20 protein-coding genes are annotated in these 18,940 nt (G+C 64.8%); 9 read left to right on the top strand and 11 right to left on the bottom strand.

Going from position 1 to position 18,940, the window contains the following annotated elements; genetic code table 11:
• Positions 1-2: 2 nt before the first annotated feature.
• On the top strand, positions 3-1,166 hold the full coding sequence (locus AC1DXN_RS11845; RefSeq protein ID WP_477273880.1) for an ATP-grasp domain-containing protein: 1,164 nt from the start codon (positions 3-5) through the stop codon (positions 1,164-1,166).
• Here AC1DXN_RS11845 and AC1DXN_RS11840 read toward each other — a convergent pair.
• From AC1DXN_RS11840 to AC1DXN_RS11815, 6 genes are read right to left on the bottom strand one after another with little or no spacing between them, the layout of a single operon-like run.
• Positions 1,151-2,155, bottom strand: coding sequence for a Rieske 2Fe-2S domain-containing protein (locus AC1DXN_RS11840; RefSeq protein WP_477273878.1), 1,005 nt, complete (start codon positions 2,153-2,155; stop codon positions 1,151-1,153). The genes AC1DXN_RS11845 and AC1DXN_RS11840 overlap by 16 nt on opposite strands.
• On the bottom strand, positions 2,152-3,294 hold the full coding sequence (locus AC1DXN_RS11835) for a GNAT family N-acetyltransferase (RefSeq protein WP_477273876.1): 1,143 nt from the start codon (positions 3,292-3,294) through the stop codon (positions 2,152-2,154). Before AC1DXN_RS11835 ends, AC1DXN_RS11840 begins: the two co-directional genes overlap by 4 nt.
• Positions 3,291-4,544, bottom strand: coding sequence for a F390 synthetase-related protein (locus AC1DXN_RS11830; RefSeq protein WP_477273874.1), 1,254 nt, complete (start codon positions 4,542-4,544; stop codon positions 3,291-3,293). The genes AC1DXN_RS11835 and AC1DXN_RS11830 overlap by 4 nt, the downstream gene beginning before the upstream one ends.
• Positions 4,541-5,365, bottom strand: coding sequence for an MBL fold metallo-hydrolase (locus AC1DXN_RS11825; protein WP_477273872.1), 825 nt, complete (start codon positions 5,363-5,365; stop codon positions 4,541-4,543). Before AC1DXN_RS11825 ends, AC1DXN_RS11830 begins: the two co-directional genes overlap by 4 nt.
• Positions 5,362-6,348, bottom strand: a complete 987-nt coding sequence (locus AC1DXN_RS11820; RefSeq protein ID WP_477273870.1) for an NAD-dependent epimerase/dehydratase family protein — start codon at positions 6,346-6,348, stop codon at positions 5,362-5,364. Before AC1DXN_RS11820 ends, AC1DXN_RS11825 begins: the two co-directional genes overlap by 4 nt.
• A gap of 2 nt (positions 6,349-6,350) precedes the next feature.
• Positions 6,351-7,337 carry a 3-oxoacyl-ACP synthase III family protein gene (locus AC1DXN_RS11815; RefSeq protein ID WP_477273868.1) on the bottom strand — a complete coding sequence of 329 codons (987 nt, stop codon included), beginning with the start codon at positions 7,335-7,337 and terminating at the stop codon, positions 6,351-6,353.
• A 377-nt stretch (positions 7,338-7,714) separates the two neighbouring features.
• Here AC1DXN_RS11815 and AC1DXN_RS11810 point away from each other — a divergent pair, with 377 nt between their 5' ends.
• Positions 7,715-8,914, top strand: a complete 1,200-nt coding sequence (locus tag AC1DXN_RS11810) for an aminotransferase-like domain-containing protein (RefSeq protein ID WP_477274020.1) — start codon at positions 7,715-7,717, stop codon at positions 8,912-8,914.
• A 47-nt stretch (positions 8,915-8,961) separates the two neighbouring features.
• Here AC1DXN_RS11810 and AC1DXN_RS11805 read toward each other — a convergent pair whose 3' ends face one another.
• Complete coding sequence (locus tag AC1DXN_RS11805; RefSeq protein ID WP_477273866.1) at positions 8,962-9,702, bottom strand: sulfotransferase family protein; 741 nt, start codon at positions 9,700-9,702, stop codon at positions 8,962-8,964.
• 153 nt (positions 9,703-9,855) lie between these two features.
• Between AC1DXN_RS11805 and AC1DXN_RS11800 the strand changes: the two genes are divergently transcribed.
• A complete protein-coding gene (locus AC1DXN_RS11800; RefSeq protein WP_477273864.1) occupies positions 9,856-10,686 on the top strand; it encodes a hypothetical protein in 831 nt (276 codons plus the stop codon).
• A gap of 157 nt (positions 10,687-10,843) precedes the next feature.
• Positions 10,844-11,155, top strand: coding sequence for a hypothetical protein (locus AC1DXN_RS11795; RefSeq protein ID WP_477273862.1), 312 nt, complete (start codon positions 10,844-10,846; stop codon positions 11,153-11,155).
• A 22-nt stretch (positions 11,156-11,177) separates the two neighbouring features.
• Here the strand turns inward: AC1DXN_RS11795 and yghU are convergent, their stop codons facing one another.
• Positions 11,178-12,044, bottom strand: coding sequence for a glutathione-dependent disulfide-bond oxidoreductase (yghU, locus tag AC1DXN_RS11790; protein ID WP_477273860.1), 867 nt, complete (start codon positions 12,042-12,044; stop codon positions 11,178-11,180).
• Between the two features lie 277 nt (positions 12,045-12,321).
• Between yghU and AC1DXN_RS11785 the strand changes: the two genes are divergently transcribed.
• Positions 12,322-13,224, top strand: coding sequence for a S1C family serine protease (locus tag AC1DXN_RS11785; protein WP_477273858.1), 903 nt, complete (start codon positions 12,322-12,324; stop codon positions 13,222-13,224).
• Positions 13,225-13,264: 40 nt separating this feature from the next.
• On the opposite strand, the gene AC1DXN_RS11780 is transcribed toward AC1DXN_RS11785, so the two are convergent.
• Complete coding sequence (locus AC1DXN_RS11780) at positions 13,265-13,726, bottom strand: MarR family winged helix-turn-helix transcriptional regulator (protein ID WP_477242395.1); 462 nt, start codon at positions 13,724-13,726, stop codon at positions 13,265-13,267.
• 65 nt (positions 13,727-13,791) lie between these two features.
• Between AC1DXN_RS11780 and AC1DXN_RS11775 the strand changes: the two genes are divergently transcribed.
• Positions 13,792-14,262 (top strand): cupin domain-containing protein, encoded by a 471-nt coding sequence (locus AC1DXN_RS11775; protein ID WP_477242397.1) that lies wholly within the window; start codon positions 13,792-13,794, stop codon positions 14,260-14,262.
• Between the two features lie 126 nt (positions 14,263-14,388).
• On the opposite strand, the gene AC1DXN_RS11770 is transcribed toward AC1DXN_RS11775, so the two are convergent.
• Positions 14,389-15,015, bottom strand: a complete 627-nt coding sequence (locus tag AC1DXN_RS11770; RefSeq protein WP_477273856.1) for a hypothetical protein — start codon at positions 15,013-15,015, stop codon at positions 14,389-14,391.
• A 282-nt stretch (positions 15,016-15,297) separates the two neighbouring features.
• Between AC1DXN_RS11770 and AC1DXN_RS11765 the strand changes: the two genes are divergently transcribed.
• Positions 15,298-15,894 (top strand): YdeI/OmpD-associated family protein, encoded by a 597-nt coding sequence (locus AC1DXN_RS11765; RefSeq protein ID WP_477274018.1) that lies wholly within the window; start codon positions 15,298-15,300, stop codon positions 15,892-15,894.
• A gap of 28 nt (positions 15,895-15,922) precedes the next feature.
• On the opposite strand, the gene AC1DXN_RS11760 is transcribed toward AC1DXN_RS11765, so the two are convergent.
• A complete protein-coding gene (locus AC1DXN_RS11760) occupies positions 15,923-16,390 on the bottom strand; it encodes an Lrp/AsnC family transcriptional regulator (protein WP_477273854.1) in 468 nt (155 codons plus the stop codon).
• A gap of 102 nt (positions 16,391-16,492) precedes the next feature.
• Between AC1DXN_RS11760 and AC1DXN_RS11755 the strand changes: the two genes are divergently transcribed.
• Together AC1DXN_RS11755 and AC1DXN_RS11750 are read left to right on the top strand one after the other, a co-directional pair.
• Positions 16,493-17,701 (top strand): diaminopropionate ammonia-lyase, encoded by a 1,209-nt coding sequence (locus AC1DXN_RS11755; RefSeq protein WP_477273852.1) that lies wholly within the window; start codon positions 16,493-16,495, stop codon positions 17,699-17,701.
• The gene (locus AC1DXN_RS11750; RefSeq protein WP_477273850.1) at positions 17,698-18,930 is read left to right on the top strand and encodes a hydantoinase/carbamoylase family amidase; all 1,233 of its coding nucleotides are present in this window, start codon (positions 17,698-17,700) and stop codon (positions 18,928-18,930) included. The genes AC1DXN_RS11755 and AC1DXN_RS11750 overlap by 4 nt, the downstream gene beginning before the upstream one ends.
• Positions 18,931-18,940 lie beyond the last annotated feature (10 nt).

Here is an 18,940-nt window from a genome sequence, read left to right as displayed (position 1 = left end):
TCATGCAAAATAACACCGTGCTGATCACCGGAGCCCGGGCCCCGGTGGCGCTGCATCTGGCGCGGTTGCTCAACAGTGCCGGGCGGCGGGTGATCCTGGCCGACAGCCCGGCTCGGCCGATCGCGGCGGCGAGTACGGCATGCGCGGCCTATCGCCGCTTGCCGCCGCCGCGTTTTGCCCCTGAGGCCTATGCCGAAGCGGTGGAAGCGCTTGTCCGCGCCGAGGGCGTCGACCTCGTCATCCCCACCTGCGAGGAGGTTTTCTATCTTGGCCAGCTCTGGCGTGACCGCGCTATGCCGGCCCGTCTGTTTGCGCCCGACATGGACCTGCTCGCCCGGGTCCATGACAAGCACGCTTTCATCCGGCTGGCGGAGAGCCTCGGCCTCGCCGTGCCGGATACGACGCTGCTGCAGAGCAGGAACGATCTGGAAGCCGTACGTGACCGGTCGCGCGAGCTGGTGTTCAAGCCGGTCTGGTCACGTTTCGCCAGCCATGTCCTACTGCGTCCGTCACCTGAAGAACTCGACACGATCAGCCCTTCGCCTGAAATGCCGTGGGTGGCGCAGCGCTTCGTCGCCGGCGAGGAGATCAGCGCCTATGCGGTGGCCCGCAACGGCGAGCTCAAGGCGCTGGCGCTCTATCGTTCGCTCTATCGCGCCGGCAAGGGCGCCGGCATCTGCTTCGAGCGCGTCGAGGATGCCGCCGCGCGGCGCTTCGTCGAAACCTTCGTCGCCGGTACCGGCTGGACCGGCCAGATCTCCTTCGACCTGATGCGCGAACAGGACGGCCAGGTGTTGCCGCTGGAGTGCAATCCGCGCGCCGTCAGCGGCCTGCATTTCTTTCGCGATCCGCAGCGCTTCACGGATGCCGTGTTCGAAGGCGGCGACGAGGTGAAGCCTGATGTCACCGTACCGCAGACGGTGCGGCTGGCCATGTGGGTGTTTGGATTGCCGGCAGCCTTGCGATCCGGGCAGATCGGACGTTTTGGCCATGCGATGCGCGAGGCCGACGAACTGCTCGACTGGCCGGGCGACCCCGCGCCCAAACGGGCGCAGTGGCGCGCGCTTGCCGAAATCGCCGCCACGGCGCGGCGTCAACACATCAGCCTGCAGGCCGCGTCGACCCGCGATATCGAGTGGAACGGGCCTCTTCACAGCTCGATCTGATGCACCCGCGGCCCTGCGGCTGCCGGTGGCATCTTGCCGTCGATGATGGCGGCGATATCGCGGCGCAGGAAATCCAGCGGTCCGATCGCCGGCAGCACTGCCGGCGGGATGCGGGCATTGTCGCTTGCCGATTTCAGCACGCGGCGATCCTGCTGCAGGGCGAAGGCGAAGAGCGGCCTGAAGGCAAGCGCCTTGAGTTCGCCGAGCAGACCCTGGCGCGGGCCGATCAGCCAGCCGATGCCCTCGACGGTTCGCTCATCCGCCTGGCGCAAATGGAAGGTCGTTGCCAGCGCCAGACCGCGCTTGCCCCAGTATTCCAGCTCGACGATCCCAGGATGGCGGTAGCGGCCGATGGTCTTGGCCCGCTCGCCTTCCAGGAGCCGGCTGACCAGTCCCTGCTGACGGTCCTCGCCGGTGTAGCAACTCTCGACCCAACCCTCGCCGCCGGTCACCTCGACGTGCACGAGATGGCGCTTGGCGGTCAGGCCGCGCAGCACGCCCTTGTGGGTGAAGTGGGTGTGGGTGGCATCCAAAATGTTCTCGGCCGCGTCGAGCACCGTCGATTGCGCCGAACTGCGCACACGCTTCACGACGACGTCCTTGCCCTGCATGCAGTGGAGATAGGGCTCGCCTTCGGGCGTGCCTGAGGAGACGAAGACGACACCGTCGCGCTCGATCGCAGTGAAGCGCCTGACGCGGTAATGCGGGATGTCACCGACATGGCCGGGAATGGCGGTGCAGCGTCCTTCGCCATCATAGCGCCAGCCATGATAGGGGCATTCGATCTCGCCGCCGACGACCTTGCCGGTCGACAATTCGACCAGCCGGTGCGCGCAGCGATCGAACAGGGCGGCAATGCCTTGCGCCGAGCGAAACAGCACCAGCGGTGCACCGTCGAACAGGATGCGCTTCGGCTTGCGTCTGATATCGGCCGACAGCGCCACCGCTTGCCAATGATCCCTGCGCTTTGGATGCCGGGGTTCGCTCACAATTCAAATCTCCGAAGCAGGGGAATGCCGACCCGCGCCAGCACAATTTCCATGATACGCACCGCCACGCGGCGGCGACGCGGCAGATGATTGGCGTAGACGGCGGTGTATTCCACCGTCGCCACGGCGCCGCGCAAGCGTTTGAAGGCGGCGGCGCCAGCGCTCATGTTGAAGAACAGGCCGTGCGCCGTGGCATGGTCCTGCGCCATGGCCATCATCATACGGTAGAGCCCGTCGCCAACCGGCAGGCCGGTGTCGTAGCCGACGATCGGCTGCGTCAATGTCGCGCCGTTCTCCGACAGGGCGGCAACGGCAACGAGTTCGCCGCCGGGCCGGCGCAGGCCGGCAAGCCTGATTATACCGCGGCGGTGCATCTCGGCGATGTAGCGCGCCGTGTAATGCGGATTGAGCGGCGTGTATTTGTCGAGATAGAGCATGCCGTAAAGCGCTTCGGCGCGCGCATAGTCGGTCTCGCTGAAATCGGCATCGCCGACCCTCTCGAAGGGCGTGGTGCGCAGCCGCTTGCGGTCGCGCTTCATGTCGTTGGTCATGGCGGGTGCCGAACTGCGATCGGCGAAGATGTAGATCTGCCGCGCCGCCAGCATGCGAAAACCTTCGGCCTTCAGCGCCGCGATGGTGGCGGGGTCGGCGATCTCGTTCAGCGAGCGGATAACGATGGCCCGATCCGGAAAGCGCGCCGTCAGGCTGGAACGCATTGCCGCGATCGCCTTGCGATCGAGCAGCGGCACCGGATTGGTCGAATAGAGCCAGTTGTTGACCTGCACCTGATGGTCGAGGCCGCTTGCCTTGACCAGTGGCGCGCACAGGCCGATCAGCGTCCGCACCGCCCGCTGCAGAAAGGGAGCCGAGACGAAATTGCGGGTCTCGTCGATGGCGTAGTCGATATAGGCGCTGGACGGGCGGCAGATGTAGCAATTCGGCGCCTCGCTGGCATCGTTGAGCGTCAGCGGAAAGGACCGCCCGGCAATCTCGAACGGCTCGACGGTCACCGTCAAATTGCGGATGAGGTCGCGGACGGGAATCTCGTTGAAGAGCCGCACGAAGGCCTCGACCCGGGTGGGATTGTTTTCAACCCGGTCTGCATGGGCCTGCCTGGTCGCGACAGCCATCGGGCTCATGCTGCCCCCAGTCGGCATTCGACGCGGCGCAGTTTGCGGTTGGTCTCCAGCGGCAGCGGCGCGCGCACGAGGTCAACGGATGCTGTCGCCTGGCGCAAGGCCAGCAGCGCGCGTACCGCCGCCAGCGCGGCAGAAACTGCGTCGTCGGCGAGATCTGGCGCAAGTCGCAATTCGACGGCGTCGGGCGCGGTCTGGATCAGGCGGAAATCGTCGATGCGGCGATCCGCCTTCAGCACCGCATTGCGCAGAATGTCGGGAGTGACCAGGATCGGCCCAGTCGCCGATGCGAGCCGGAAGACATCGTCCATGCGGCCGACGATCTCGTCCACCGTGCGCAGCGGCGAGCCGCAGCGGCAGGGCGCCTTGGATAGGCGCAGCAGATCGTTCATCCGGTAGCGCGCCATGATCTGGGTCTGGCGGCGAAAGGCGGTGACCAGCGGCGTCACCAGCTCGTCGCCGACCGGCTCGAACTCGAAGAACACCGAATCCTCGGCCAGATGCAGCCCGCCTTGCCGGCACGTTACGGCGAACAGCCCTTCTGTTGCCATGTAGATCTGGTCGAGCGGCCGGCCGAAGAATGTTTCGATCACCGGCCGGTCGATCGGGTCCAGCGTTTCGGCGGCTGAGAAGACGCGTAGCGGCGCCAGCTTGAAGTCGGCGGCCGCGAAATGCCGCAGCATTTTGGGCGGCGCGATGATCACCGTCGGTGCGAAATCCTCGAGTGCGGCGCGCCAGTGTTCCGGACCGAGCGTCAGGTCGAAAAAACGCAGATCGATGCGCCGGGATTTACGGGCGCTGTCATAGAGCCCGGTGTTCTGCGGCAGGATGACGGCGACCCGCTGCCGGCGCCAGAGAAGATCGGGCACGGCCTTGGCCAGGATCGCACCCAGCCAGCGATATTTTTCGGCCTGGGAAATGACGAACAGGCCGCGATTGCCTGATGTGCCGGTGCTGGCGCCGACCGTCAGGTCACCGAGGCGGCCGTCGGCGGAAGCGGCGGCCCAGGCATCGCGAGCCGACACGCCGCCTATGTTGAAGCGCTCGAAATTCGCCATCAGCAGCGCCTTGTCGGTCACCGGCAGGTCGCCGAGATGGCGCGGCGCCTTGTCGTAGAAGGGCGCCAGCGGCAGGTCGCGGTCGAGCCAGCGTCGCAAGGCGCGCGCCTGCCAGCGCTCGAAATCCCTGCGGCTCTTGCGCGACACCCAGCGGGTGACGGCAAACGATTTGATCGCTTCGCCGAGCCCGCTCATCCGCCCTCGCTGTCGAGATCGTAGGACGTCGGCTCTGGATCGTGGCAGAACATGACCTCGCCGCCGGTTGCCAGAAACCGCCGCAGCGTTTCGCTGGTTGGCTCAAGGGCTGCGGCATCCTCGGCCAGCAGCGTCGCCGGCAAACCCGGCGTGCGATTTTCGACAAGGGCGGCAAGCAGCCATTGCGCATCGACGCCATAGAGCAGCGGGCGTTCCAAATTTGGGAACAGCAGGCCGAACTGACCATCGGCATGGCCGGGCAAGTCGACAGCGATCACGCTGCCGTCGCCGAACAGGTCGGCGCCGCCGGGCACGCCATCATGCGGCGCGATCTGCTTCCTGGACGACAGCCCGTCGAGGCGGCTCTCGAAATCAGCCGGAAAGAGCTCGGAAAAAACGCCATGGCGCAGATTCTGCCAGCCCGTTCTCGCCTTGGCCCGCGACCACGCCGCATCGCTGGCGATGAAGCGTGCCTCGGGGAACAGCGACAGCCCGGACATGTGATCGGCATGGAAGTGCGTGACGATGACCGCGCGGATATCGCGCGGCGTCAGGCCGAAGCGTGCCAGCACCGGCAGCGGCTGTTCGGCCGCATTGAGCTTGGGCCTCAGCACCGCGCCGTACAGACGCAGCGGCGCACTACGCTCAGGTCCCATTGTTACGTGCGGCGTATAGCCGGTGTCGATCAGCACAGGCCCGGCCTGCGGATGCAGGATCAGCCCATAGCGGACGCGCAGCCGGATTGTCGTCCAGCTGCCGCCGCGCAGGATCAGCCGTTCGGCGGCACCAACCCAGGCACTGTTGGCGAAGACGATCTTCAAAGTGCTGCTCCCTCACCGAATGTGCGGTCGAGCCCGTCCGCGAAGGACACTTTCGGCGCCCAGCCCAACATGCGCCTTGCCTTTGAAATGTCGAGGCTCTGGGCATAGGCAAACAGGCCAAGGCCATAGCGAGTCACCGCCGGTTCCGGCTGGCCGGGCAGGCGTAGCGCCACCGCCTCAATTGCGCCGGCCGCCAGCATCGCCGGCCACAGCGGCATTTTGCGCCATCGTGCGGAAAGGCCGGCGCGCGCGCAGGCCTCGTCGGCGATGCGGCGCACCGGCAGCACCTCGCCGCCGGAGACATTGAAGATCTGGCCCTCGGCATCTTGGTCGGCAGCAAGGGCGGCCAGGATCGCATCGACGACATCGTCGACATGGGTCAGGTCGATGCGCGCTCTGCCGTCGCGAAACAGCGGCAGCGGGCGCCGCCGCGCGGCGCCAAGCAGGCGCGGCAGCAGTGCGCGGTCGCCAGCGCCGTAGATACCGCGCGGCCGCAGGATTACCGGCTTGATTTCGCGGGCTGAAAGCACGACCTCCTCACCCTGCCGCTTGGTGCGCGCATAATGGTTGACCGGAGCGGGCAGGGCGCTGTCTTCGCGCACATCGAGCTGGTCACAAAAAGCGAAACAGACCGAGGGGCTGGAGATATGGACGAAGCGGCGCACATTTTGCCGCCGCGCGAAATCGACGAGGTTGCGGGTTGCCGTGACATTGGCTTGTTCGAAATCCGCCAGCCTGCCGAAGGGCGCGGAAAGTGCAGCGCAATGGACGATCGCCTCGACGTCATCGAGCCGCGCTTGAGTTGATGCATCGAACGGTTGCGACAGGTCGTGGCGGACGATCTCGTGGCCGGCCGCTTCGAGTGCTGCGCAGCGCCGCGCATCGCGGCCAAGGCCAAGCGCCGGCGTGCCCGACGCCGCCAGCCGCGCCATGAGATGCGAGCCGAGAAAACCGCTGGCGCCGGTGATGAGCACACGCCCCATGCTCACGCTTCCAGCGCCATGCCGCCGAACGACACACCGGCCGACGTTCCGAGGAACAGCACTTTGGCGCCCGCAGCAATCCGCCCCTCGCGGCGCGCAATGTCGAGCGCGAAGGGAATCGATGCGGCGATCTGGTTGCCGAAGCACGCCGCGATATCGACGAGTTTTTCCCTGGCGAAGCCGGTCTGGCGCGCCATATGGGCGAGCGCAAAGGGGCTGGCCTGGTGCGGCACGACGATGTCGACATCGTCATGCGTCCAGCCGGCCCGCTGCAAGAGCTCGGCGACAAAACCGTTGAAATGGCGCGACGTGATGCGAAACAATTCCTTGCCGTCCATGTGGAACAGCGCATGGCTGGCGAATTCCTGCGGCTGGCGATGGAAATCGAAGCGGGTGCCGCCGGAACCGATGCTGCAGGCTTCATAGGCCGAAGGGTAGGTGCGCATCAGATTGGCCCTAACCGCGCCCTCGCCAGATGCCGCCCTGCACAGCACGGCCGCCGCCGCGCCGTCGCCGAACAGAGCGGCGATTTCCGGCTGGTTCCAGGGCAGTGCGCGCGAGGCGATCTCGGCGGAGAAAACAAGCGCCCGCTGGCATTGCCCGGCCTCGATCATGTGGGCGGCGGTCTCGAAGGCGGTGAGGAAGCCAAGGCAGGTGCTGTTGACGTCGAAGGCCGCCGCCGAACCGTCGGCCATGCCGAGGCGCTGCATGACAAGCGGCGCGGTCGATGGCAGCGGCTGGTAGGGCACGCCGCAACCGCCAACAACGAGATCGATATCTCCGGCCACCAGCCCGGCATCCGCCAGGGCGAGTCGCGCTGCCACGCAGGCCAGGTCGACCTGCGATTCAGCCTCGCAGACATAGCGTTCGATGACACCGGTGGCGGCTTCGAGCTGGCCATCGCCAAGCCCCAGCCGCGCATCGAGGCTGCGCGACGTCACGCACGCAGCCGGCACGGCCCGCCCGGTTCCGATGATCTTGATCCGCATTCTCATCCCGCCGAGAGAGTAGCGCTTTTTCTAACCCGGATCGCGCCCGATGGTAACAGCGCGGCAGTGACAGTCCACCGATCGCTGTGTGCCGGCCTGGCGACCGCATTCGCTGGAAGCCCACCAGCTGCGGTGGAAGAAGCTTTCAAAATCAAGCAATTTTGCGACGCGGCGCGCCAACAGACGGTCAGCCTTTTGCCATGTTGAGTCCCATTCTCTTTTTCGAATGCCAAACTGGCTGATGGCGAAGGGTGTTCCGATTGGGCTAGGCATGTCAGCCTTCTGGCTATTCAATCGGGCAAGCGGCTCTGATATAGGTCAGCGAGATTGACCTATAATCGACCTGCAAGCCGGGTGGAAGGTGCGTTTTGACATTGATGAACCTGTTGGCGTCGCGCTCTTCGCGCATGAAGGCGTCGGAAATCCGCGAGCTGCTGAAGCTGCTCGACCAGCCCGACATCATCTCCTTTGCCGGCGGCATCCCCGACCCGGCGCTGTTTCCGTCGCAGGCGATCGCCGATGCCTATGCGGCGGTGCTCGGCAGCGCCGATGCGGGTGCGGCGCTGCAGTATCAGGTCAGCGAAGGTTTTCTGCCGCTGCGGCGCTGGCTGGCCGGACAGATGGGCAAGCTAGGCGTCGCCTGCGACGAGAACAACATCCTGATCACTTCAGGCTCGCAGCAGGCGCTGGATTATCTCGGCAAGCTGTTTCTCTCCCCGGGCGATACGGCGCTGGTCACCTGGCCGACCTATCTCGGCGCGCTGCAGGCCTTCAACGCCTATGAGCCGCGCTATGACCGGCTGACGCCCGATGGCGGCAACATGACGCCCGACGCCTACCGCGCCGCGGCCGCCGCCAACGGTGGCAAGGTCAAATTCGCCTATCTGGTGCCGGATTTCGCCAACCCCACCGGCGAGACGCTAGGCCTCAAGCAGCGAGAGGCGGTGCTCGATCTCGCCTCCGAGCTCGACATCGCCGTCGTCGAGGACGCCGCCTATCGCGCGCTGCGCTATGATGGCGAGGGCGTGGCGCCGATCCTGGCGCTCGACTGCGCGCGCTCCGGCGGCATCGACAATGCCCGCACGCTTTATTGCGGCTCGTTCTCCAAAATCCTGTCGCCGGGCATGCGGGTGGGCTGGGTTTGCGCGCCGCGCCGCGTCATCGAGAAGCTGGTGCTGATGAAGCAGGCGTCGGACCTGCACAGCCCGTCGATCAACCAGGTGGTCATGCACCGCGTCGCCGAGTCCGTGTTCGATACTCAGGTCGAAAAGCTCATCGACGCTTACCGCGAGCGCCGCGATGGCCTGCTTGCGGCGCTGGCAGCCAACATGCCGCAAGGCGTGACCTGGACGCGGCCCGATGGAGGCATGTTCGTCTGGGTGACGCTGCCCGAAGGCTCGGACGCCACCGCGCTGCTGGCTCGGGCGGTCAAGGAAGCGCGCGTCGCCTTCGTGCCCGGCAGCGCCTTTTATGCCGACGGAGCCGGCCGCAACACGCTGCGCCTCTCCTTCACGCTCGCCGACAAGCGCGCGGTGAGTGAAGGCATACCGAGGCTAGCGAAGATTCTGAACGGGTAGGGTGGCGCTCTCACCAGCTTTGACCTCGCCCCGGCAGCAGCCCCGCCTCACCCCAGCCACCACCACAGCGCCGCGATCACCGCCACCACCCCGGCGATCGACAGGCCAAGCATGATGTAGGCGCCCTTGATGACGTCGCCGATGACCTTCTTGAGGCTGGCGCGGTCGTTGAGGTTGGGGAAGGGCTCATTTGGTTGCGCCACGCCGAGAAAGTCGCAGAGCGGACCCCAGCCTTCGGTCACCGTGAACACCAGCAGTTTTTCCGCCGGCACCGCGGCCTTCACCTCCTCGGTGTAGGCGTTGTAGCGCGCGATTGCCTTGTCGCGGTCGTCCATCACGCCGCGAAGCGTGCGGCCCCAAATCAGCTTGCGCGACATGTCGCCGAATTTTCGGCCGAACGGCGTCAGCCACTCCAGGATTTTGAACTGCCAGACATTCTCGGTGAAGTAGATCGTGTCGATCGTGCTGTCGTACCAGGCTTCGGCGCCGCGCGGATGCAGCGTCAGCAGCACCTTGGCATCGGGATTTGCGGCCAGCAATTCGCGCCACACGCAGCAGCCGGGATTGTCGACCGTCGCCGTATAGTTGGCAAACACCCTGTTCCAGTCGTGCTGCGTGCCGGGCGCGCTGTTGGCCACCTTGCGCCAGAAGTCGAGATGGCCCTTGTTGGCCTTGTTCAGGATCACTTCCTGCATGTGGTAGCAGGGCAGGCCGAGCCGGTTCAGCGCGGCAAAGGTCGACCACGTACCTGTGCGGCCGAACCCGGCCCCAATGATTTTGAGCGTCATTCCCCCATTTTCCCCGAAACGGACTGATATTCCCCCTGATCTCAGTCTGTGGGGATCAGATTGCGCCCGGGAGGGCCGGCGCGCAATAAATTTCCACTTCAATTGTTCGGGGAGTTGCTACAATGCCTGCTCGGCCAGGCCGGGCGCATCTGAATGCAGTTCGATGATCCCCAGGGCATCGATACCCGTCATGTCGATCGAACGAGGAATGTCATGGCCAGCGCCGCTTCGAGATCGCCGCGCGTGATCCTGCTCATGGGCAGCGCGCCCGATGTGGTGCGTTGCGAGGTGTGGCCGAAGGCCGCCTTCAGCAAGATCGTCGCCATCAACAATGCCTGGCGCGTGCGCCCCGATTGGGATTTTCTCGTCCATTCCGGCGATTTTCCGTCGGACCGGCTGCCGCCGGGCGCCAGGCTGCGGCAGGCGCAGATCTTCAGCGCCTCGCAATATGTGCCGGCGCAGAACGCCTTCGGCGGCTTCGTCTATGCCGGCGCCACCATGTCGCTGACCTCGGCCTACTGGACCATCCACAGCCAGCGGCCCGATGTGCTGGCGTTCCTCGGCTGCGACATGATCTACGACCAGCCCGACAAGACGCATTTCTACGGCATCGGCCGTGCCGACCCGCTGCGCGATGACGTGACGCTGCGCAACCTCGAGGCCAAGTCCGCCCGCCTGCTTGTCCAGGCGCTGCGGCGGGACTGCCTGTGCATCAACCTGTCCGAATTGCCGCGCAGCCGGCTGATCTTTCCGCGCCTGACCTTCGACGAGCTGAAGAGCCTGTCTCGAGCAAGGGTCGCCGAAATGAAAGAGGAGATCCTTGCCGGCATTGCGCACGACAGGGCCGAGAAGGCCGAAAGGATCGAGCAGGACCTCGGCTATTTCTACGAGGACGGCATGTACTGGAACCATCTCGACGAGATCGACGAGACTTACCTGGCCGACATCGACCGGTTGTGGATGTCGGCGGTCTCAGTGGTGTGACCACCAAAATTGTTATTGATCAAGAAGATAGAGCTGGTCTCTGAATCAATTTGGATGGATCGCGGCGCAACATGCTGCGCAGACATGCGTTTGGCCAGCGGTCATAGTTAGAACGAAATAGCCTTGTCGCTTGTCACGGTGTAGGAGCGAGGTGGTGATGACGGTGAGTGCGGCTTTCGTCCTGGCCACGATGGCGGTTCCATTTCAGGGCGGACAACGACAGCCCTATGTGCAACAGCTATGCCATGAGGCCGCGAAAATCTTGCCTGGCGACGTAAGCTCCGCCACCGCACTGCAATCGCTCGCCTTCTGTTTTTTTGCCTATTCGGAAATGGTCTATGGCGGGCAACCGATCCGGAGCTGTGACGCCGTAGTAACTCAGCTGCGGCCCGATAATCCGGGAGCTGCAGCCGAGGTGTGTGAGGCGGCAGCGGCGCTAACTCGAGATTGGGCTAGCGGCCGCTACTGATCAGCCAATTGCAGGCTGCGTTCTACTCCGCCGCCAACAGGTCCTGCGTTTTCGTGTCGAAATCGCTGGCATCGTGGCGTTCGTGCAGCTGCATCGCCGGTTCGCCAAAAGCGCGGTTGACCATGCGGCCGCGCTTTACCGCTGGCCTTGCGTCGATTGCCTTGGCCCAGCGCTGCACATGCTTGTACTCCTCGACCGACAGGAAGGCGCCGGAATCATTGTACATGCGGCCGAGCGCCAGCCCGCCATACCAGGGCCATACCGCCATGTCGGCGATCGTGTAGTCGGCGCCGCCTAAGAATTCAGTCTCGGCCAGCCTGCGGTCGAGCACGTCCAGCTGCCGCTTGGTCTCCATGGCGAAACGGTCGATGGCATATTCGATCTTGGTCGGCGCATAGGCGTAGAAATGGCCGAAGCCGCCGCCGAGATACGGCGCAGAACCCATCTGCCAAAACAGCCAGGACAGGGCCTCGGCGCGCGCCGGCTGCTCGGTCGGCAGGAACTCGCCGAACTTTTCGGCGAGGTAGAGAAGGATCGAGCCGGATTCGAACACCCGCACCGGTTCCTTGCCGCTGCGGTCGAGCAGCGCCGGGATTTTCGAGTTGGGGTTGATCTCGACGAAGCCTGAGCCGAACTGGTCGCCATCGTTGATGCGGATCAGCCAGGCGTCGTATTCAGCGCCCTTGTGGCCGAGCGCCAGAAGCTCCTCCAGCATGACCGTCACCTTGACACCGTTCGGCGTCGCCAGCGAGTAGAGCTGCAGCGGATGCTTGCCGACCGGCAGCTCCTTGTCATGCGTCGGGCCGGCGATCGGCCGGTTGATGCTGGCGAAAGCGCCGCCATTGCCCTTGTTCCAGGTCCATACTTTCGGCGGTGTGTAATCGGTCATGTCGGGAGGCCTCATGTTTTGGCGGGGCTTGGGAGCAGCAGCCTGCGTGACGCGGGCGCGGATTGATGGGGCGGGGGCAGACTTACATTTAGGTACCGGTGCGCGGGCTGGAAAGGGGGAAGTCCAACTTTTGTTGAACTATTGTCGATGTCGGCCAATGTCGGCGCAAGCCCTGAAGTGAGTATCCCTGTCCCAAGCCCTTGCGCCTCGTGCCGTCTGTCATACCTATAGAAGATCAGGCCCTTGCAGGCCGCATCGCCTACCCAGGACAAAAAGCATGACCATCGATCCCAATCTGCGCTCCATCGTGGCCGTGCGCGCCTCGATCCCCGAAGACGCCTTCACGGCGTCGGCGCTGGGCACCCGCCGCGAGGGCAGCGGTGTCGTCATTCGCCCCGACGGGCTGGTGCTGACCATCGGCTATCTCATCACCGAGGCGGAGGAAGTGTGGCTGACCACCCAGGACGGCCGCGTCGTGCCGGCGCATGCGCTGGCCTATGATCAGGAAACCGGTTTTGGCCTGGTGCAGGCACTCGCCCCGCTCGGCCTGCCGGCTCTTGCGCTCGGCGACGCCGGCAAGGCCAAGGTCGGCGATCCGGTGGTTCTTGCCGACGGTACCGGCCGGTCGGTCAAGGCGCACATCGTCACCAAGCAGGAATTCGCCGGCTATTGGGAATATCTGCTCGACGAGGCGATCTTCATCGCGCCCGCCCACCCGTCATGGGGCGGCGCCGCCCTCATCGGCGAGGACGGTTCGTTGCTCGGCATTGGCTCGCTGATGCTGCAGATGAGCCGCAACGGCGAGGTCGCCGACATCAACATGGTGGTGCCGATCAATCTCTTGCCGCCCATCCTCGACGACCTCCTGACCCGCGGCCAGGTGGCCAAGCCGCCTCGTCCCTGGCTCGGCGCCTTCTCCGCCGAAAACAATGGCGCCGTGGTGGTGATGAGCGTCGCCGCCGGCGGCCCGGCCGCCAAGGCCGGCTTGCGCCAGGGTGATATCATCTCGGATGTCCGCGACGGCGAGGTCGACGGTCTCGCCGATTTCTATCGCAAGCTGTGGCAGAACCCGGCGGGCGCGGAAATTCCCTTGCGGGTGGTGCGCGATGGCCGCGACACCTGGCTGCGCATCAAGTCGGCCGACCGCAACAGCTTTCTCAAGAAGCCGCATTTGCAGTAGGTCGCTCCCCTTCCACGAGGGGAGAAGGGAAGGCCGCGCCTCACTTCACCAGTGGACTTTCCCAGACGACGAACAACAATGCCTTGAGTTGGGCGAAGCGCTCCGGACCAAGTTCGGCGCGCCACTCCTCCTCGATGTCGCGCAGGATGTCGACCATCTTCCAGAAGGCAGCGTGGCCGCGTTCGGTGGACCGCACCACGCGCGCGCCACCTTCGCCGGAAATATCGGAGCGGACGATATAGCCGTAGCCTTCGAGGCTGCTGAGCAGCTGGTTGATGGCCTGCTTGCTCATGCCGGCGCGCTCGGCGATGGCGCCGGGGCGCGCGCCGTCCGGCCCGGGAAACTGCAGCACCGCCATATGCGGCAGGCGCAATTCGTCGAAACCGGCGGCGTTGAGCTCCTTGATCAGCCGGCGCTGGATCGCCTGCGCCGGCACACGCAGCAGGGCGCCGATCAGCAGGTCCTGGGTCTTGGTCTGGAGAACTTCGGTTGCGGTGGCCATTGACGATCCGGTAAATTGAGTTTACTGATAGCTAGTAAATGTAATTTACCGGAGGGGTTTGCGCAATGTCAGTCATGGATCTTCACATCAATCCAGCCGACGAGACCATCGGCGACAAGTGGCTATCGATCCGCTTCCTGGTGACGGGCGACAGTTCGAACGGCAGCGTCGCCGCCTTCGAGTTGAAGGTGGCCAGCGCGATGCGTCTGCTGGCGCCGGCGCACAGCCATGATCACTATGAAGAGACGATCTACGGCATTGAAGGCGTGCTGACCTGGACCGTCGACGGCAGGCCGATCGAGGTCGGACCGGGTGAGGCGCTGTGTATTCCACGCGGCGCCGTGCACCGGTTCGACAACAATGGCACCCTCGAAGCGAAGGTGCTGTGCGTCGTCACACCGGCGGCGATTGGCCCGGACTACTTCCGCGAGATCTTCGCCATGTTCTACGCCGCCGCCGGCGGCCCGCCGGACAAGGCCAAGATGATGGAGATCATGCGCCGCCACGGGCTGACGCCGGCTGCACCGAAAGCCTGATTTTCCCTGAGCCGGCGAAGGGCTCGGTGTCCGCCTGCCGGGTCCCCGCTGCTGCGCGGCGTCCCGGCGTTCGCTGGCCTTTCATCGTGCCACTGGCACGATGAATTCGCTTCGCGAACCGGCTGCTCACTCCCCGCAATCGGTAACGCTGGCCCCGCTGTCCCACGTGGCAAACGGGACGACCTTGCCTTCGACGGCCACCGTTCTGTGCAGCCTGGTGCCGTCCGGCTGCATCTTGCTGCTTTTGCCCTTGCCGGTCAGCAGATTGTAGTCGCAGTCGCTGGCGACGTTGTCCTTCATGTAGTCGTGATAGTCATAGGCAAAGCCGGCGACGATGAAGGCGTCGTTGCGCCAGGCGATGGTCAGCGTCTGGTCGGTCCGCGCGCCATTCATCGGTATGCCCGGTATGGAGAGCTTGATCGAGCCGTTCGGCAGTGCCGTCAACTCCGGCTCGATGTAGGACGCCTCGTAGCCCGGCCGGTCATAGCCGTTCCATTCGCCATAGATCTGCTCCTGCACGGTGCCGGCAGGCTTGAGGAAATTGTGTTCCTTGTCCCTGAGGAAAAAATGCATGTCCATGGCACTGCCGGGTTCGGTCTCGACGATCATTGCCAGGTCGATGGCGCCGTCGCCGTTCCAGTCGCCGGTGGCCGCGGTGATGATTTTCTGGGTTTCGATCGGCTCGCTGAGTGCAGCGCCGGAGAGCAGACAACTTGCCGGCAGCAGGGCGAGGCCGAGGAGCATCGATCGCATGGCATTTCCCGAGGTGAGGGTGAGATGTCCGGAACAAAAACAGGACGATAGAAGATTTTGCAGAAGCTACATCATGGCGGGAAGAACCACCATGGGCGTTGGCAGGACAGAAGGGGGTGGGAAGGAACGCGACGGCGGTTCCTGATCCTGCCTGCCTCATCGGATTGGACTGGCAGGCTCCGCTTGTTGGGGAGGGTTCGTTTCGCTAAGCCTGCATTCGGACCACAGCGGCACCGGAGGCACCAGAACGATGACGACAATCGAGACGTGGACACTCCTCTGATGGCGCCGGTCAAGGTCGATCCCGACAAGGTGCACGAATTCCCGGATGCGGCCAGCTTCTACACCTGGCTCGCCAAGCACCACGACAGTGAGACCGAGGTCTGGATCAAGGTGCACAAGGTCGGCTCGGGACTGCCGTCGATCACGCCGAAAGAGGCCATCGATGTCGTGCTGTGCTGGGGTTGGATCGACGCGGTGCGCAAGGGTTTTGACGACAGGAGTTTTTTGCAGCGCTTCACGCCGCGCAGCAAGAAGGGCATCTGGAGCCAGATCAATGTCGGCAATGTCGCCCGCCTGATCGAGGAGGGCCGCATGACCGGGCATGGACTGAAACAGGTCGACGCCGCCAAGGCCGACGGCCGCTGGGCGCGTGCCTATCGCAGCAAGGACATGAAAATCCCCGACGATTTGCAGGCCGCCATCGACGCCGAGCCGAGAGCAAAGGAGATGCTGGGAAAGCTCAGCGCCCAGAACCGTTTCGCGCTCGCCTTCCGCACCCACAACATGAAGACCGAGGCCGGTCGCAAGAAAAAGATCGAGACCTTCGTCGAGATGTTGAAGCGCGGCGAGACGATCTACCCGCAGGGCAAAAAATGACGCCCGGCTCGATCGGTTCGGTGGCTGCTCACCCCACCGGCAACTGCAACCCGACCTTGACCCGGTCCATGGCGACAAAAGTGCGAAAACGCTTGACGTTGTTGTTTTCGAAGAACAGCCGCCTCGTCAGCGCCTCGTAGTCGGCCATCGTCGCCACGGTGACGACGAGGATGAAGTCGGCTTCGCCTGTCACATAGTAGCATTGCTGCACCTCGGGCACCGAGGCGAAGTCGCGCTTGGCAGCGTCGATCAGCGCGGCGCGTTCGCTGACCACCTCCACCTCGACGAACAGCGTGATCGGATGGCCGACCTTGGCCGGGTCGACCAGGGCGACATTGGCGCGGATGACACCCGTCTCCTCCATGCGCCGGATCCGCCTTTGCACGGCCGGCGCCGAGAGGTTGACGGCCTCGCCGATCACCCGCTGCGGCGTCGTGTTGTCCTTTTGCAGGATGGCGAGGATGGCGCGGTCGAAACTGTCGAGGCTTGGCGGCATTTTCCGCTCCAGACGAAACAAACTTGCATTCGGGTTGCCCAAACAGAGCGCAATTCTCGCCCTTGTTGCAATAGACATAAGGCAACGAGGAATCCGACACCCATGTTTTTGCTCAACACCTTGCCTGAACATCGCGCGCCGCTCGATCCGGCCGATGCCACGACGCTGGGCGTGACCGAGGCCGAAGAGGCCGAACGCTTCTTGGCTGAGCGGCAAAACCATGCGGAAACGCCGCTGCACTCTTTGCAGGCGCTGGCGACTGAGCTCGGCGTCGGCTCGGTCCATGTCAAGGATGAAGGCTTTCGGCTCGGGCTCGGCAGCTTCAAGGCGCTGGGGGGCTCCTATGCCGTCATCCGGCTGGTGCTGGAGGAGGCCGCAAAACGGCTAGGCCGCGGCGTCGAAATCCTCGACCTGCATTCGCCCGAAGTGGCGAAGGTGGCCGCTGGCATGACCTTCGCCTGCGCGACCGACGGCAATCACGGCCGCTCGGTGGCGCAAGGCGCGCAACTGGTCGGCGCCCGGTCGGTCATCTTCGTCCATTCAGGCGTCAGCGACGAACGCGTCGCCGCGATCGCCCGCGTCGGCGCCGAGATGATCAGGGTCGACGGCAGCTACGACCAGTCCGTGGTCGAGGCCGCAAGGGTTGCCGTCGAGCGGGGCTGGACCGTTGTCTCCGACACCTCATGGCCGGGCTATGAGCGCATTCCGGGGCTGGTCATGCAAGGCTATACGGTGATGGTGCGCGAGGTACTTCGCCATCTCGCCCGGCCGCCGACGCATGTCTTTCTGCAGGCCGGCGTTGGCGGCTTTGCAGCGGCCGTTGCCGGCCATTTGACCGTCCTGTTTGGCGAACAGAGGCCGACAGTCGTCGTGGTCGAGCCGGCGCGTGCCGCCTGCATCTTCGCCACCGCCAAGGCTGGGCATCCGGTGAAGATCGCCCATGATGCACCAACGGTGATGGCGATGCTCGAATGCTACGAGGCCTCGCCGCTCGCCTGGCGGGTGCTGGTGCGGGTTGCCGACGCCTTCATGACCGTTGACGAAGAGGATGCGGTCGCGGTGATGAGCCGCCTGGCGCGGCCTTCGGGCAGCGATCCGGCCATCGTCTCCGGCGAGAGCGGCGGGGCCGGACTGGCGGGACTGATCCACGCTCTGGCGGCTCCTGAGATGCGGTCAGCCCTTGGCCTCGACGCCAACTCTCGTGTGCTGGTCATCAACACCGAGGGCGCCACTGATCCCGGCCGCTATGCCGAACTGGTCGGGCTCAAGCCGGAAGATGTAGCCAAGGCGCGGGTCGGACAAACGGCATGAGCAACCTGGCCATCAATTCCGGCCGCCTGCTCGGTCGCCTTCGCGAACTCGGCTCGCTTGGCCGCGATGCGCAAGGTCGGCTCGTTCGCCTCGCGGCTTCCGACATGGACGGGATTGGCCGCGACCGCTTCGTCGGCTGGCTCAGGGAGAGTGGACTGGAGGTCTCCGTCGACCGCATCGGCAACATCTTCGGCATCTGGAAAACCAGTGACAACGAGAGCAAGGCTCCCATCCTCCTCGGCTCGCACATCGACACGGTGATCGACGCCGGCATCTATGATGGTTGCTATGGCGTACTGGCCGGGCTGGAAACGATCGTGAGCCTGAAGGAGGCCGGTTTTGCGCCCACCCGTCCGATCGTCGTCGCCGCCTTCACCAATGAGGAGGGCGTGCGCTATTCGCCTGACATGATGGGCTCGCTTGTCTTTGCTGGCGGCATCGGCGTGGAGGAAGCACTTGCAGCAATCGGCACCGATGGCTCGGTGCTCGGCCAGGAACTCGAACGCATCGGCTATGCCGGCAGGCACGAGCCCGGTTTCCTCAAGCCGTATGCCTATGTCGAGTTGCACATCGAGCAGGGGCCGGTGCTGGAGCGCGAGGGGGTGGCGATTGGCGCGGTCGAGAACCTGCAAGGCATTTCCTGGCAGCGCGTCACCATCGACGGCGTCGCCAACCATGCCGGCACCACGCCGATGTCAATGCGCCGCGATGCCGGCGCCGCCGCCGCCCGCGTTATCAGCTTTCTGCAGGATCGCGCCACTGCTTCGCCGACGCCCACGGTGGCGACGGTCGGCACCATCGCCTTCGAGCCGAACGCCATCAACGTCATCCCGTCGCGGGCAAGCTTCACCATCGACCTGCGCGATCCCCAGGAGCATCGCCTGCAGGCCGAGGAAGCCGCGCTGGCTTCCTATCTCGATGCGCTCGCCGAAAACACGGGCGTGACAATCGCGGTCGAAAGGCTAGCGCGCTTCAAACCGGTGACCTTCGACAGCCATATTGTCGACCTCATCGAGGTTTGCGCCAGGGAGAACGGCCTCTCGTGCCGGCGCATGACGTCGGGCGCCGGGCATGATGCGCAGATGATTGCGCGGATCGCGCCGTCTGCCATGATCTTCGTGCCGAGCCGGGGCGGCATCAGCCACAACCCGGCGGAGTTCACGGCCGACGACGAACTGATCGCCGGGGCGAATATCCTGCTTGGCGTCGCCGCCAGGCTTGCGTCGTAAGAGAAGGGGG

This window comes from Mesorhizobium sp. P2_H9 (assembly GCF_056403215.1).
Note: the sequence above shows the minus strand (reverse complement) of the source record. Positions and strands in the feature narration are given on the sequence as shown.